We start from the raw sequence: 15,036 nt of genomic DNA, 5'->3' as shown, positions 1-15,036 counted from the left end.
CGATTGTTGGGAGGCATGCCGTGTTAACGATTGAGCAATTATCGCTACAGCTACCTCTGTATGCCTCCTGGTGGAAGCGTGACTGGGCCACCTGCCTGGATAAATTTTCGCTCCGGGTTTACCCAGGCGAGGTACATGCGGTGGTGGGCGCCTCCGGCGCCGGAAAAAGCCTGTTGGCCTATGCGATTATGGGTTTACTGCCAACACCTGCACGCTTAAGCGGTCAGCTTTACTATCAAGGCAAACCGCTTAATGCGTCGCTCCAACGTCAGCTTCGCGGCCGGGAACTGGCGCTAATACCCCAATCGCTAAACGCCTTGGATCCACTGGTGCGCACTCAGCGTCAGGTGGCCTGGGCGGCCCAACGCGCAGGCCAAGCATCCGCACACGCTTGGCACGCCTCCCAACAAGCCCTCGATCACTATCAGCTAGACGCCCGAGCACAGCAGGCCTATGCCCACGAGCTTTCCGGCGGCATGGCCCGCCGCGTGTTGACGGCCATGGCCCACGTCAGCCAAGCCAAACTGGTGATTGCCGATGAACCCAGCGTGGGCCTTGACCCTTACCAGCGCCAGCATGTACTGGACGCGCTGCGCGAACTGGCTGATCAGGGTAAAAGCGTGATTCTGATTACTCACGACCTGCGCCATGCCCTGCCAATCGCCGACCGCGTCACCATTATGCGTGACGGTAAGCGGGTGGAAACTGCGTCAGCCTGCGCTTTTCAAGGTAGCGGTGCTTCGCTTACCAACGCTTATTCACAGGCATTGTGGCTGGCGCTGCCGGACAACGCTTTTGCAACGACCGCTATAACCAGGCGAGAACAGGAGGCAAACGTTGCTTAAAGCACGCCAGCTTAGTTTTCACTTTTCACCCAGCGTACCGCTCCTTAAGGACGTTTCGCTCACGCTGGGCGCGGGTCAGTGGCTGGGGTTAAGCGGCGACTCGGGCGCGGGCAAATCGACGCTGGGCCAACTGCTGGCGGGCTACTTAGCACCCCAGGCAGGTGATGTCACCCTGGATGGCGAGGCGCTACCGAAAAGCGGCGTGCAGCCCGTGCAGTGGCTACCGCAATCGCCGGAGCTGGCGGTAAACCCACGCTGGCGGGTGGGTAAGATACTACGTGAAGCGTGGACGCCTTCTGACGAACAGTGCCAAGCGTTTGGGGTGCAAGCAAAATGGCTGTCGCGCTTCCCTCAATCGTTATCAGGGGGAGAATTGCAGCGGGTATGCGTGTTGCGAGCGCTCGCGCCGAGAGTACGCTTTCTCATCGCCGATGAGATCTCCACCATGCTCGACCCGATTACCCAACTTGAGCTTTGGCAGGCGCTAAAACGGGAGGCAAAACAACGCCAGCTTGGCGTGCTGGTGATTAGCCACGACACCGCCCTACTGGAACGACTTTGCCCACAGCGCTTGCACTTAAGCGAAGGGCATCTGAAGCCATGGTCAACTGAATAAAATGGCTCCTCGCCACTCAGTATGAAGTTACCTCTACCAGCCTGATAGCAACACCTGTGGGAGGTAGCTTTAGCTCGCGACCGTTCGAGCTTCCAGCCTCATCAGGCTAAGGGGCGCCTTCGGCACCCTTCGCCGAAGTGTCGGGCCAACGCTGAAGCGCCCTCCTACAAGTCGCTCCTGGCTTTGTGCTGGCTATAGGATCTTGTGGGAGGGAGCTTTAGCTCGCGACTATTCGGGCTGCCAGCCTGATAAGGTGAAGGGGTACCTGTGGCCATTGTGGGAAATGGGATGGATCCGTCCCTCTGTGCCAAGATGAAGAAGTACTTCATCTAACGTGCGCAGAACACTGACGGCATCTTGAAAGAGGATCCATCCATGAACAACATTAGCATTGTGGGTATTGATCTTGCCAAGCATGTTTTTCAACTTCATGCCGTTGATGACAGTGGCCATAAAGTGTTTAGCAAAAAGATCAAACGTGATCAGTTGAGAACAGTGATGGCGAACCTTCCGCCCTGCATCATGGCCATGGAAGCGTGTGGCTCCGCTCACTATTGGGCTCGTGAGATCAGCCAGCTTGGTCACGATGCACAACTGCTCCCTCCACAAGCCGTAAAACCGTTTATTCAGGGGCATAAAAATGATGCACGCGATGCCGCCGGTATCGCCGAAGCGGCTGCACGCCCGGCGACACGGCGCGTGACAGTGAAAACCCAGGAACAGCAGTCGCTACAAGCACTGCACCGGGTACGCAGCCGCCTTGTGCGTGCTCGGACGGCGGTCGGCAACGAGCTGCGCGGGCTGTTAAATGAAGTTGGCATTATTGTGGCTCAAGGCCACCGGGTTATCCGACAAGGGGATATACGCCAATGGCTAGACGAGCGTCACGATCAGTTGGGAGCCACGTTATGCAACGTGATCCATGACCTCTTAGATGAGTGGCTAGCACTCGACACGCGCATCGCCGAGTACGACAAACGACTAGAGGCGTATGTTCAGGCCTCTCCCTGCACGAAGCAGCTGATGAGCGTTCCTGGCATTGGCCCTGTCAATGCCACCTTGCTCGTCAGTCATATGGGGGATCCCAAGCGTTTCCCTAATGGACGGCAATTTAGCGCTTCTATTGGTTTAGTGCCACGGCAGTACTCAAGTGGTGGTAAGAACGTCTTAAAAAGCATCACCAAACGTGGCAACAGCGAGGTGCGGCGCCAACTCGTTCATGGTGCCAGGGCGGCTTTGAGGCAGTTTCAACGTCAAGAATACCCCGACCGACTGGCTCAATGGGTCATACGGCTGGCGGCACGGGTAGGTCAGCGAAAGGCGATTGTGGCCCTCGCGAATAAAATGGCGCGAATTTGCTGGTCGGTACTCGCTCATCAACGCTCTTATCAAGCCTAGAAAAGTGAGGCAGTTGCCTCTACGAGGTACTTAGAAAAAGTCATATTATCGTTTGAAGTAAGCACACCCGAGGTTGCGTGAGTAAGACATTTGATGGCACACAGGTAAGACCGACTCTCTGCCACTCTGTGAAGCTGTTAGGCCCCTTGAGAGGCCGCGTGGGAGATTAAGAGCAGAGAGTGCGCATTCCATCAGGGCCAGGTAGTAGCGCTACCATCAAAGGCCGGATATAAGCGTGCAGTCCTCATCCGTGTGCATCTCGTGGCTTGCTTGCTCAACGGGACGGATCCATATAAGGGAGCTTTAGCTCGCGACCGTTCAGGCTGCCAGCCTGATTCGACTCAGGGGTGCCTTCGGCACCCTTCGCGCGCTGAAGCGCCCTCCTACAAGTCGCTCCTGGCTTTGTGCTGGCTATAGGATCTTGTGGGAGGGAGCTTTAGCTCGCGACTATTCGGGCTGCCAGCCTGATAAGGTGAAGGGGTACCTGTGGCCATTGCGGGAGGCAGCTTTAGCTCACGACCGGCTTAGCTTGGCGACGCTCAAAGCGCCATAGGCCGCAAGCAATTAGCAGCGTGATACTCAGCAGCAGCCACGAACCGACGCTCACCCCTGGCCAACCGGCCCATTGCCAGAACGGCTCCAGCCAGAAGCCGCCCAAACTGGCTCCCAGGTAATAAAACACCAGGTAGAGCGCCGAAGCACTGCCCCGTGCCCCCTGGGCATAGCGCCCTACCCAGCTGGAGGCCAACGAATGGGCCAGGAAAAAGCCAAAGGCGTTAACGGTTAAACCGACGATAATCAGCAGCAGCGAATCCGCTAAGGTAATCGCTGTGCCCAGCATTAAAATCACCACCCCCACCATCATGCATGCCGCGGGAGAAAACCGCCCAGCCAGACGCCCAGAAATCATCGAACCGAAGGTACCGCCGAGATAGGTCAAAAAAATCAGCCCCAGACAGCTGGCGGCTAATTGATACGGCGCTGCCGCCAACCGAAAGGTTATATAGCTGTATTGATTGATAAAGATCAGGAAGTTAATACCACCCAGGCAGTAAGCGGCGAGCAGCACCGGGTTGCGCAAATGACTGGCTAAATCGCTTGCTGCTTTGCGCAGCTCAAAGCGCTGGGGTGTAAAGGCGCGACTATTGGGCAACAGACGCCAAAATACCGCGCAGCCAACAAGCGTCATGATACCTACCGCTAGAAATGCCGCCGTGGGGCCGCCAATTTCAGCGGCGCCGCCGCCGACGATACGCCCACTGATGCCGCCAAGTGAATTAGCGCCAATATAGAGTCCCACAGCGCTTAACAGCGCAGGCTTCTCAAACTCATCGCCCATCCAGGCGATCGCCACCGCTGGCAGCCCACCCAGCACAAAGCCCTGCATCAGGCGCAAAAACAGCAAACTTTCAAAGGTGGGTGCGAATGCCAAGGCAATAGAACAGCCGCCTGCAAGCAGCAGAGTGATACGCATGATGCCTTCACGCCCAATGGCATCCGAGAGAGGCCCGAACACCAACAGCGCAATGGCTAAGGAGAGGGTCGACACCGACATGAGCAGGCTGACGCCTAAGGTAGAGACCTGATAGGTCTCCTTTAACCCCGGTAGCAGCGGCTGCGGTGCGTACAAATTGATAAAAACTAGAAATGAGCCGAGGCAAAGCGCCAAGGTGGCGCGCCACCAGGCGCGCGATTTGGCTTCAATCATGCCGTTCCTAAAACATGGTCGGTCTGGCTACTGGAAAACGCTGCCACCCAGTTGAGCCAAATGCGTTGGCTCCAGCGCGCGACGTGACTGCCAGTAGTAGCGCTGCCAGTAACTATTATCCAGTCTGGAGATAATGACCCCTTTTGAGGTGGAGGCGTGGAGAAAATACCCATCGCCCACGTAGATACCCACATGGTTATAGCGCCCCGGCGGTCGGAAGAACACCAGATCGCCCGCCTGCAGCTCTTGGCGGTCGATCGGGCGTCCCTCGTGTACTTGGCCACGGGTGGAGCGCGGAAGCTCTAAATTGAAAGTGTCACGGTAAACATTGCGAACCAGAGCCGAACAGTCGATGCCTCTCTCTGAGGTACCGCCAATCCGGTAAGGCGTTCCGGCCCAGCGCTGGTGTTGTGCCAGCAGCGCCTCGCGAACGACTGTTGGCGGCGGTACTTGCAAACTGCGCAAATGCGCATCGATGGGGTCAACCGGGGACATTTGCGGGTTAGCTCCCATTCCCGGTAACGTCATCGAGAAGTAATTCTCGGGGGCCTGCATATTGCTCTGTCGCGCAGAACCTGCGCAGCCAGCGACCAATGTAACTAAAAAACAAACGCTTACAACACGGACAGCGGTCACAGCGGGGCGTGGCAACGCAACCATGCGATTAACCTCGTGACATTAATAAGAGGGCGGTATGACAAAACTCATTTTCCTTTGCACGACTATAAGCTAGTTATCATATGTTTGGCGAGCATCAATGTAATGTGCGCTGATCGCCCGGCAACGTATCAATATGCAGTGGCGCAAAATGGCGTGGTTTATTGCCAGGAAAATCCAAGCTCACCCATGGGCCAGCCAAGACCGGCGCGCCGCATACCCAAGCTACCAGCGCCTGACGAAAACCGGCTAAAAAGCTTTCTCGTTCAGGGGTTTCGCCCATAAAAAATGAGAAGCCTGCGTACATCCCCATGGCGTACTCTTGCCACCCAGCATAGTGATCCGCCGCCAATTGGTAAGCACGATCCAACACCTTGGCAAAAGCATCGCTGTCCAGCCAGCCTAGCTGCCGCGCAGCAATTGCCAGATCGACCAGTTGGGCAATGTCCCAGGCCGCCATATCCACCTCATTACAGCCATCTTCGTTGTCACGCACACGGCGTAAGCGAAGCAGATGGTGGCGCTCATCTTCAGCACAGTCGCCGGATTCAAGAATGGCGATCTCAGCGCTTAAGCGCTCAGTGTTGAGGGTATAGGGCGCGTAGTTAATCTGATACTCCTGGCGATCCCCCGATTCGAGCATGTAGGTCAAAAACTCCTGCATATCGCCTGCGTTGCTCAAGTGGTAGTGGCTCTCCACCCACTCGCGAATCTCGGCGCACTCACGGGCGCTCTCGGGCTGGGGCTCACTCCATACCGCGCTATTCAGCGGGCCTACCAGTGACATGGCGGTAAAGTGGCTCAAGGTGGGGCGACTGCCCGGCTCACGCCAAGCGTCGTGGCGCCAATCCAACCAGTGAAACAAGCTGCCGGGATCTTCAATGTGCCAAATAATTTCATTCACCAACGAGGAGTGTTCAGGCTCAGGCAGGCAGCTCTCCCAAGCGAACCAGGCTTCTAACAGGCGCTTGGCATTGGGGTAAAAACGGCACAGGCAGCTGCGTAGTGCACTGGCGTATTCCATTAACGGCGCGCGATCAAATAAGCCACTGTCGAGAGACATATGCAGATAGAAGGCGAATTTTTCGGCCATATGGATCGTCGCCGCATGGCGACTTACCCCTTTAACCGCGTTGCGCTGTTTAAGCTCTTCTGGAGTCGGCTGGCCAAACCAGCTCTGCGAGGGGGGTAAAACGCCATGCACAGCGTCGGCCGCCAACTGATTTAGATGGTGCGCCTGGGCGGGCAGCCAGTAACGCGCTAGCGCATGAGCGCCTTCATCGGCATGTAAGCCAAGTGACTCCTGCAAATAGAGCGCCGCGTCGGCACGTTGCTCTTCCGGCAGCGCCGCAGAGGGGTCTATCTGGCGCAGCATGGCATCCGGCTCGCGTACGCTGGCCAGTGCTAACAGCCAATGATGGGGCGTATTGCGCCACTGCCGAATGCGCGCTTGGGATGCCTTGCGCGTAGGCTCGTCCAATAGCTCCCTTGGGGGACGTTTCCAGGGGCTATGGGCACTATGCAGCAACAACTGATGCCGCTCGCTGGGTGTTTTATCTCGCCGGTCGATGCCGTCAAACAGGCTTTGCCCGCGCCCGTAAGCGTTAAGCACAGCGTACCAATCATGGTAGCGGCGACTCATCAAATCGGCGGCATGCCCCGCTAGGTCATCGGCCTCCTCCTGGCTAAGCAAGCCACAGCAGGCGCCGGCCCAAGCGAGTTCAACAATCCGCAGCCAATCCCAAGCTGCCCACTCCAGAGGCTCGCCTTGAGCGACGAACTTATTCAGCACCGGCGCATAGGGCGACTCTTCCACCACGCTACGCTGCCACTCCATGCGTTGGGCGTTGTCCATGCTGAGCAATTCGCGAGCTTCGATATCCCAGCGCTGGCGCTCGCCTTGAGCACCTAGCCAGAGTATCACGCCAATAAGAGCGTCACGGTCATGGACATCCCACACGTGAGCAAGCCACTCGATGGCTTCAGGCCAATCGGTGTGACTCGCGGGATAGGTAATAATCGGCCGGAACAGCGCACATAGCCGCCAGCTCTGCGCCTCGGGCTGCTGGGGCCATAGCGGTGCGGGAGCCGGCAATTTAGCCAGGGCGTTTTCGAGCGCATCCCAGGTAATCCCTTCGCCATCGGTTTCAAGCTTGGCCAGCGCTTGGCAAGCGTCGATAAAACGGTCGTCGGCCCCTACTTCCCAGCCCCGTGCGCCTAACGCACGACGTAGATCTGCCAGCCAGGCACGTAGATCGCTGTAATCACTGGTGATGCGACGGGTTAGATGGTGCGCCCAATGGCGGGCTTGATCAGCGTCTAACCAGCCCGCCGCCCCCGCTAGGGCGGCCCACTCTAAGGCACCTAGCAATCGGTCGGCACTACCCGCAGGCGCCCCCAGCCCATGGAACAGCTGCTCGGCAAGCTCCCCTCGGCTGGTAATCCCCAACTGTAACAGGCGCTGCTCCGCCGCCCCTGCATCGACCGCCAACGGATGAGGAGTAAACGCCCAATCACACAGCACCAGCTGTTGGGCCCACCAGGCATTTAACGCGTCGATCAAGAGGCACCTCGAAAAAGCACAATGACACCAGCCAATAGCCGGAAGTAAAGCTGCCTAGTGTAACGGAAAGTGGCGCGAACACCGATAGCATCAGTATAAACGACGCCGCCCGGCACAAGGCCGGGCGGTGTCATGCGGTTAGCTACTCAATCGCTAAGATTGTTTCACTTTGCTTATTACCCAAAGGAGCACCACTGCACCCACGATCGCGGTGACTAGCGAACCGATAAAGCCACCGGACGAGAGGCCAAGAAGGCTGAACAAAAAACCACCCACGACCGCGCCAACGATACCGACACCGATATTACCCAGGATGCCAAAACCGCCGCCACGCATGATGTTGCCAGCAATCCAACCAGCCAAGCCACCAATGATTAACCATGCAATAAAGCCCATATAGTCTCCTTACTATTTCGATTACGGGTTGCAGTTACGCGTTTTACCTTAGAGTCACGCTTGTTCTACCATAGCACACAGCGTTAGTGTTCGGCGCCTACAGGTATCGATGCCTGGCAACTCTTAAAGGAAAATTCATGATCCCCGACTCGCTCAATCAACTGGTTAAAAGCACTCAAGGACAGCAGACGACGCAGTGGGAAGGCCGCGACGTGGTGCTTTTCAATATGCCTTGGGGCGAGTTGGTGATTAGTCTCCAGGGCGCTCAAGTGCTGCACTTCTGCCCTGCTGGTGATACCGGCTGGTTATGGCTGACACCTACGCCCCAGGCGCTGCCAGGCGCTATCCGGGGTGGCATTCCACTCTGCTGGCCGTGGTTCGCTGACGAGCGCTATGCCGATGAGAGCCCCAACCACGACGGCCCTTTCCATGGTCTTGCCCGCCATGCTGAGTGGCGTCTAGACGCTGTTGATGAGCACGCCGAGGGTATTGAGCTCCACCTCTCTCCAGCACAGCCCCTGCATACACTGCTTACCGCACGCTTAGTGGTACAAGCCAACGCCCAGCGCTTGAACGTTGAGCTGATTAGCGAAAACATCGGCGAAACGCCGATCAAAACCAGCGGCGCGTTGCACACCTACTTAGCCGTTGCCGATACCCACCAGTGTCGCCTGGAAGGCCTTTCCGGGGCGCGCTATCTCGACAAACTGCGCGACTTTGCAGAAAGCGAACAACAAGGCACGCTGGCCGTTCAGGGCCCCGTTGACCGCATTTATCACACCAATGAAGCCGTGCTGCTCAACGATGGCGAGCGCAGCCTGCGCATCGGCAAGCAGTCCAGCGACTCCACGGTGGTGTGGCACCCCAACAACGACCTGCCCAGCGACACTCCCGCCGACGTAGCGCGCCACTTTATCTGCGTTGAAGCCGCCAATACGCGCCTCGACCCGGTATGGTTAGTGCCTGGCGCTCAGCATCTACTAGGCACCACCCTCAGCCGCGGTTAATCTTAGGTTCATCAATGCTTTGTTATCATGCATTTACTATCATTTGTGTTAGGGAGACCCAATGGATCCGCAGCAATGGCTAGAAGCCGCCACCCTGGCCTTTAATTTAATCGGTATGGTGGTGTGCTTGGTCGGCCTGACCCTGGCGCAGAAGATGACACGACGCTGGCCAGGCTACACCCTGGCGGGGGTTGGTTTTTTAATTGCCACCCTGCCGATGCTTTCGCAACTGGTATTAATGTTTAGCCAATAAAGGCTAGGCAAGAGCCACAAAGGGATCGAAAGGATGCGCCAGCCGTTAAGTCGCGAACTGAGCAATTTGTTGGAACGCGGAAGGGATCGCCAACTGCGCTTAGCGGTCACCGGCCTCTCCCAAGCGGGAAAAACCGCGTTTTTAACCTCATTGGTCAACCAACTGCGTCATGCGGGCGTTGAGGCACGGCTCGATTTACTGCCCGCTGCCCGGGAAGGCCGCCTACTGGGTGCCCAAAGGCTTAACCAGCCCGACCTGGGCGTGCCTAGGTTTCCCTACGACCCCGGCATGGCCGCCCTGCGCGATACGCCGCCGCGTTGGCCGGAGCCCACCCGCGGCATCAGCGAATTACGCTTACAGCTGCGCTACCGCCCTGCCCGCAGCGGCTGGCTAACCCCTGAAATTGCCCACCTTACGCTGGATCTATTCGACTACCCTGGCGAGTGGCTGCTCGATTTGCCGCTGCTGCAGCACGACTTTTATAGCTGGAGCCAAGCACAGGCGTTACACGAGGGCGAGCAGCGCCGCGGTCTGTTTAGCGAATGGTTGACGGCAGTGGAGCAGCTCGACCCTGCTGGTGAAGCTGATGAAGCTCAGCTTGCTGCCCTGGCCGAGGAATACGCTCAGGGCCTTCGCCGCGCCAAAAAGGCCGGTTTTTCCGACCTACAGCCCGGGCGTTTTTTGCTTCCCGGCGAACTGGAGGGCGCGCCGGTGCTGCAGTTTTTTCCGCTGCCCCAGCTCGACGCCTCTCAACACAACACATCGAGAGAAATGCTGGAGGCGCTGCCTGCCAATAGCCTTTACGCTACCCTGGCGGCGCGCTTTCGCTACTACCAGCAGCAGGTGGTCAAGCCCTTTTATCGCGATCACTTTCGTCGTTTTGACCGCCAAATTGTACTGGTGGATGTGCTGGGCGCGCTCAATGCCGGGCCCGAGCGCTTTGAAGATCTTTCCCGTGCGCTGCGCCAGTTAATGCATAGCTTCGACTATGGCCAACGCAGCCTGCTCACGCGCTTGTTTGCACCTAAAATTGACCGCCTAGCGATTGCCGCCACCAAAGCCGATCACGTCACCCCCGATCAACACGGCCACTTGGTGCAGCTGTTAGAGGCCCTGCTGGCAGAGCCTCTCAAAGACCTACGCTTTGCCAATGTGCCGGTTAAAGCGCTCTCGCTGGCAGCGATTCGGGCCACTGAAGCCCGTGAGGTGACCCATGAGGGTAAGCGCTCACCTGCTCTGCGAGGCACCACACTGGAAGGAGAAGAGGTGCTGGTTTACCCCGGTGATGTGCCCGCCCGGCTGCCCGCTGCCGATTTCTGGCAGCAGCAGGGCTTCGATTTCCCCGGCTTTCGCCCGATGCAAACCACGTCAGAAGCGCTGGATCATATCCGCATGGACGCCGCCATCGACTGGCTGATTGGAGATAAACTGACATGACCACCCCACAGCCACGTCGTCACTTTACGCTGGATGACACGCCCGAAGAGGCCGCTGATGCAGAGATAGCTCTACGCCAGCGCGAAGCCTTTGCTGGCACTAGCGAGCATCATCCACTGGCGCCCCTTCCCGAAGACAAAGCGCTGCCTGCTGCCAGTTTAGGCGCACCCCGTAAACGCCGCTGGGGGCTGCTATTTGCCCTGGCCGGTGGAGCCGGTCTAGGCACGGCAGAACTGGTCACCGGCATTCCTGATGCGATGGCTCAGTCGCAGTGGCTCGCCATGGCCTGGCAGCTGTTCGGGATCAGCCTGATTGGCCTAGGGGGCGTTTCACTGCTGAAAGAGTTGGGCCGTTTGCGCCGTCTCAAGCGCCACGACAAACTGCGCAGCAATCTGGCCGAGCTGCCGCTACGCTCACCCAAGCAGGCCCGGGAGATGGCCGAGCAGCTAAGACGTCAGCTCAAACTCGCCGACGATGACCCGCACTGGCTGGCCTTTCAACGCGCTAGCCAACCCCACCATAACGGGGAGGAGATCCAGGCACTGCTGCGTTACCACCTGCTAGCCCCGCGTGATCGCGAGGCCCAGCGCCTGATTACGCGTATGTCCGGTGAAACCGCCATCATGGTCGCCATCAGCCCGCTAACGCTGGTGGATATGGCGCTGGTAGCCTGGCGCAGCCTGGCGATGGTGGATCGACTCTGTCGCCTTTATGGGCTTGAGCTGGGCTACGCCAGCCGCCTGCGGCTGTTTCGTAACGTGCTGCACAACATGGCTTTTGCCGGTGCCAGCGAACTGGCCACCGAGGCCAGTATGGATATGCTCTCGCTGGATTTAGCCAGCCGCCTCTCCGCACGCGCAGGCCAAGGGCTTGCCACCGGGCTGCTTAGCGCGCGCCTGGGGCTACGCGCCCAGCGGCTCTGTCGTCCAGTGCCTTTCACTGCCGATGAGCAGCCCAAGATCGCCGATCTACGCCAGGATCTGTGGCGGCAAATCAAGCGGCTCGACAAAGAAACGGCGCCGCAGAGACGCTAATTAAGTAGCCGACAACAAGCCTGTTTTCGGCCACAAGATGGGATTCAACGCTGTTTATCCTCATGATGGGTGTTTGACATGGCATCCTCCAATGAGGAGACGTAGTGTATGAACAGTTCCAATGATCCTGAGTCGCCTTCGGTAACGAGCGACATGCAGACCGACTATGTCGTCGGCCAGGACAATATCAAGGGGCAGCTTGGCCCCATCGGTTTCGACATCCACAACCGCGTTTTTGTTGTATCCGCGCTGGCCTCGGCTATTTTTATCGTCCTTACCCTGCTGTTTCCAGAGCGAGCGGGGAATGCTTTTCAGTCCATTGTTGCCTTCTCGACGGGTACGTTGGACTGGTATTTCATGATCCTGGTCGATTTCTTTATTCTGTTCTGCTTGGCGCTGGTGGTTCTGCCCTATGGGTCAGTCAGGCTGGGCGGGGCCGATGCCCGACCGGATCACAGCTACCTCTCCTGGTTCGCCATGCTGTTCACCGCGGGGATCGGCATCGGCCTGCTGTTTTTCGGCGTGCTCGAACCGGTTTACCACGCCAATGTCTCGCTGCCTCTGGGTATCGCATCACCCTTCGGCGCTGACGGGGCGCTGAATCCAGCCGCTATTGATGACGCCAGCGCCATGGGGCTGGCGGGTACCTATCTGCACTGGGGTATCCATGGCTGGGCGGTGTATGTGGTGATGGCGCTAGCGCTGGGCCTGTTTACCTACAACAAAGGCCTGCCGTTTTCGATTCGTTCGGCATTCTTTCCCATTCTCGGTGAGCGTGTCTGGGGCTGGTGGGGCCACGTGATCGATATCCTGGCGGTGTTTTCCACCCTCTTCGGGCTGGCCACCTCCCTTGGGCTTGGGGCACAGCAGGCTAATGCGGGGATGAACTTTGTCTTCGGCCTGGAAGTAAGCACCTTAACCCAGGTCATCGTCATCATTCTGGTGACAGCGGTGGCGCTGGTGTCGGTTTGGCGCGGTCTTGAGGGTGGCTTGAAGAAGCTTTCAGAGATCAACATGATCCTGGCCGTTCTGTTCTTCTTTTTTGTGCTTTTCGCTGGCCCTACTCTGCTGGCCATGACGGGTTTCTGGTCGGGGCTTACCACCTATGTCACGGACTTTATTCCTCTATCCGCGCCCTTCGGTCGTGAGGACGATGCCTACCGCCAGTCCTGGACAATTTTCTACTGGGCCTGGTGGATTAGCTGGGCACCTTTCGTGGGGATGTTTATCGCTCGCGTCTCCCGGGGGCGTACGGTGCGTGAGTTTATCCTCTGCGTTTTGCTGGTGCCCAGTCTGTTTATCTTTATCTGGATGGGCGTCTTTGGCTCGACCGCCCTTGAACAGCTCTATGCTGACCCGGCAGGCAGCCTGGTTAAAGAGTATGTCATCGACAACTACAGACCCGAGCTGTCGCTGTTCGGCATGCTAAACGAGCTACCATTGACGGGCCTGATGTCGACCCTGGGCATCGTTTTGGCGCTGATCTTCTTTGTCACCTCTTCGGACTCCGGCTCTCTGGTCATCGACACCATCACCGCCGGTGGCAAAATCGACGCTCCGCGCCCGCAGCGGATGTTCTGGGCGATCGTCGAGGGCCTAATCGCGATAGTGCTGCTGATCGGCGGTGGTCTGACCGCCCTTCAGGCAGGGGTTACCGCCACCGCTATTCCGTTCTCGATTGTGATGCTGCTGATGTGCTACTCGATCATCAAAGCGCTCAATGGCGAGCTGCGGCTTATTCGAAAGTGATACCTGCAGCTAAAAACCTTTAGACAACTGTAAAAAAGGCCCCCTGCTGAAACCAGCAGGGGGCCTTACTATTTCACGACAGACTCGAACCAAGTCGCCTACGCAATACGCTGCTCGGTCTCGGCATCAAATAGAATCGCCCGCGCCATATCAACACGCAGCGATAAGCGCTCCCCTGCGACCACCGCGCATTTAGGCCCAACACGGGCAGTCACTTCCTGTTCGCCCAGGGGTAAACGCAGCAAAATATCCGCTCCGGTAGGCTCTACCACCGCCACACTGGCGCTCAGCAGCGTTCCTTCGGCTTGGGACGTTAATCGCTCATCTTCTTCACTGAAGTGCTCTGGGCGTAGGCCAAGAATGACCGGCTGGTTAAGCCGTTCGGCCATATCTGGGGCGATGCGCTCTTCCGGCCAGGGTAGCACCAGCTCATCCTCACCCGGCGTGGCAATGCGCAGTTGATAACCGCCGTTGCTATCTTCCAGAGTGGCGCGAATAAAGTTCATCGACGGCGAGCCCATAAAGCCCGCCACAAACATATCCACCGGGTTGTTGTAGACCTCATCCGGCGAGCCGAGCTGCAGAATATGGCCGTCGCGCATCACCGCAATGCAGTCGGCCAGGGTCATGGCTTCGACCTGGTCGTGGGTGACGTAAACAATGGTGGTGCCCAGGCGCTGGTGGAGCTTTTTGATCTCGGTGCGCATATCCACGCGCAGTTTGGCATCCAGGTTTGAGAGCGGCTCGTCAAACAGGTACACCTTTGGTTCACGGGCAAGCGCCCGCCCCATCGCCACCCGCTGGCGCTGCCCGCCGGAGAGCTGCGCAGGTTTGCGCTCCAGCAGGTGAGTGATCTGCAGTAGATCGGCTACCCGCTCTACGGCGGCTTCCCGCTCGGCTTTGGGCACCTTGCGCATCTCCAGCCCGAAGCTGATGTTCTGGCGTACGGTCATGCTGGGGTAAAGCGCGTAGGACTGAAATACCATGGCGATATCCCGATCCGCGGGGGTTCGCCAGGTCACGTCTTCACCATCGATATAAATATTGCCAGAAGTCACCGGTTCAAGCCCGGCAATGGCATTCATCAGCGTGGACTTACCGCAGCCCGAGGGGCCAACCAGAATCAGGAACTCGCCGGAATCGATCGAAATACTGACGTCTTTGAGCACCCGCTCGCTGCCGAACTCTTTGCGCACGTTGTGGATTTCTAACGCTGCCATAATGAAAATCCTATTGTAAAGCGACTGACAAAACCCATTCATTTGGAGGGTCAGAAGTAGCCCGTAGCGGGGGTCTTTCGCCATGGATGGCGAAAGTAGCGCCCATGGATGGGTTCACAGCGCCCCCGCGGAGGGCTGCTTCTGACCTTCTAG

At 58.0% G+C, this 15,036-nt stretch carries 13 protein-coding genes; 8 read left to right on the top strand and 5 right to left on the bottom strand.

Annotation, left to right across the window (positions count from 1 at the left end; all coding sequences use genetic code 11):
• Positions 1-20: 20 nt before the first annotated feature.
• From KF947_RS18225 to KF947_RS18215, 3 genes are all read left to right on the top strand, one after another.
• Complete coding sequence (locus tag KF947_RS18225; RefSeq protein ID WP_227404728.1) at positions 21-845, top strand: ATP-binding cassette domain-containing protein; 825 nt, start codon at positions 21-23, stop codon at positions 843-845.
• A complete protein-coding gene (locus KF947_RS18220) occupies positions 838-1,461 on the top strand; it encodes an ABC transporter ATP-binding protein (protein ID WP_227404727.1) in 624 nt (207 codons plus the stop codon). The genes KF947_RS18225 and KF947_RS18220 overlap by 8 nt, the downstream gene beginning before the upstream one ends.
• A 375-nt stretch (positions 1,462-1,836) precedes the next feature.
• Positions 1,837-2,859, top strand: a complete 1,023-nt coding sequence (locus KF947_RS18215) for an IS110 family transposase (RefSeq protein ID WP_227404726.1) — start codon at positions 1,837-1,839, stop codon at positions 2,857-2,859.
• Positions 2,860-3,367: 508 nt separating this feature from the next.
• Here KF947_RS18215 and KF947_RS18210 read toward each other — a convergent pair.
• The 4 genes from KF947_RS18210 to KF947_RS18195 form a co-directional block, all read right to left on the bottom strand.
• Entirely contained in the window at positions 3,368-4,567 is a 1,200-nt protein-coding gene (locus KF947_RS18210; RefSeq protein ID WP_227404725.1) for an MFS transporter, read from the bottom strand.
• A gap of 27 nt (positions 4,568-4,594) precedes the next feature.
• Positions 4,595-5,122, bottom strand: a complete 528-nt coding sequence (locus KF947_RS18205; RefSeq protein WP_227404724.1) for a C40 family peptidase — start codon at positions 5,120-5,122, stop codon at positions 4,595-4,597.
• 199 nt (positions 5,123-5,321) lie between these two features.
• Positions 5,322-7,787, bottom strand: coding sequence for a YbeU/YbeR family protein (locus KF947_RS18200; RefSeq protein WP_227404723.1), 2,466 nt, complete (start codon positions 7,785-7,787; stop codon positions 5,322-5,324).
• A 153-nt stretch (positions 7,788-7,940) separates the two neighbouring features.
• Positions 7,941-8,183 (bottom strand): GlsB/YeaQ/YmgE family stress response membrane protein, encoded by a 243-nt coding sequence (locus KF947_RS18195; protein WP_133733343.1) that lies wholly within the window; start codon positions 8,181-8,183, stop codon positions 7,941-7,943.
• A gap of 137 nt (positions 8,184-8,320) precedes the next feature.
• Between KF947_RS18195 and KF947_RS18190 the strand changes: the two genes are divergently transcribed.
• The 5 genes from KF947_RS18190 (at position 8,321) to KF947_RS18170 (ending at position 13,663) form a co-directional block, all read left to right on the top strand.
• Positions 8,321-9,190: a D-hexose-6-phosphate mutarotase gene (locus KF947_RS18190; protein ID WP_227404722.1), complete on the top strand. Its 870-nt coding sequence runs from the start codon at positions 8,321-8,323 to the stop codon at positions 9,188-9,190.
• Positions 9,191-9,251: 61 nt separating this feature from the next.
• Complete coding sequence (locus KF947_RS18185) at positions 9,252-9,443, top strand: hypothetical protein (protein WP_022520445.1); 192 nt, start codon at positions 9,252-9,254, stop codon at positions 9,441-9,443.
• Positions 9,444-9,476: 33 nt separating this feature from the next.
• Positions 9,477-10,880: a YcjX family protein gene (locus KF947_RS18180; protein WP_227404721.1), complete on the top strand. Its 1,404-nt coding sequence runs from the start codon at positions 9,477-9,479 to the stop codon at positions 10,878-10,880.
• Positions 10,877-11,914, top strand: a complete 1,038-nt coding sequence (locus tag KF947_RS18175) for a YcjF family protein (protein WP_227404720.1) — start codon at positions 10,877-10,879, stop codon at positions 11,912-11,914. The genes KF947_RS18180 and KF947_RS18175 overlap by 4 nt, the downstream gene beginning before the upstream one ends.
• 108 nt (positions 11,915-12,022) lie before the next feature.
• Positions 12,023-13,663 (top strand): BCCT family transporter, encoded by a 1,641-nt coding sequence (locus tag KF947_RS18170; RefSeq protein WP_227404719.1) that lies wholly within the window; start codon positions 12,023-12,025, stop codon positions 13,661-13,663.
• A 98-nt stretch (positions 13,664-13,761) separates the two neighbouring features.
• Here KF947_RS18170 and KF947_RS18165 read toward each other — a convergent pair whose 3' ends face one another.
• The gene (locus KF947_RS18165; protein ID WP_227404718.1) at positions 13,762-14,883 is read right to left on the bottom strand and encodes an ABC transporter ATP-binding protein; all 1,122 of its coding nucleotides are present in this window, start codon (positions 14,881-14,883) and stop codon (positions 13,762-13,764) included.
• Between the last annotated feature and the right edge of the window lie 153 nt (positions 14,884-15,036).

The organism is Halomonas sp. FeN2 (genome assembly GCF_020595105.1).
GTDB lineage: Bacteria > Pseudomonadota > Gammaproteobacteria > Pseudomonadales > Halomonadaceae > Vreelandella > Vreelandella neptunia.
Note: the sequence above shows the minus strand (reverse complement) of the source record. Positions and strands in the feature narration are given on the sequence as shown.

Bases quoted from the DNA above. Each gene is read 5' to 3' on its own strand.
- KF947_RS18180 (WP_227404721.1), top strand. From the start codon at position 9,477: ATGCGCCAGCCGTTAAGTCGCGAACTGAGCAATTTGTTGGAACGCGGA.
- KF947_RS18170 (WP_227404719.1), top strand. From the start codon at position 12,023: ATGAACAGTTCCAATGATCCTGAGTCGCCTTCGGTAACGAGCGACATG.
- KF947_RS18195 (WP_133733343.1), bottom strand. From the start codon at position 8,183: ATGGGCTTTATTGCATGGTTAATCATTGGTGGCTTGGCTGGTTGGATT.
- KF947_RS18175 (WP_227404720.1), top strand. From the start codon at position 10,877: ATGACCACCCCACAGCCACGTCGTCACTTTACGCTGGATGACACGCCC.
- KF947_RS18215 (WP_227404726.1), top strand. From the start codon at position 1,837: ATGAACAACATTAGCATTGTGGGTATTGATCTTGCCAAGCATGTTTTT.
- KF947_RS18165 (WP_227404718.1), bottom strand. From the start codon at position 14,883: ATGGCAGCGTTAGAAATCCACAACGTGCGCAAAGAGTTCGGCAGCGAG.
- KF947_RS18190 (WP_227404722.1), top strand. From the start codon at position 8,321: ATGATCCCCGACTCGCTCAATCAACTGGTTAAAAGCACTCAAGGACAG.
- KF947_RS18185 (WP_022520445.1), top strand. From the start codon at position 9,252: ATGGATCCGCAGCAATGGCTAGAAGCCGCCACCCTGGCCTTTAATTTA.
- KF947_RS18210 (WP_227404725.1), bottom strand. From the start codon at position 4,567: ATGATTGAAGCCAAATCGCGCGCCTGGTGGCGCGCCACCTTGGCGCTT.
- KF947_RS18205 (WP_227404724.1), bottom strand. From the start codon at position 5,122: ATGCAGGCCCCCGAGAATTACTTCTCGATGACGTTACCGGGAATGGGA.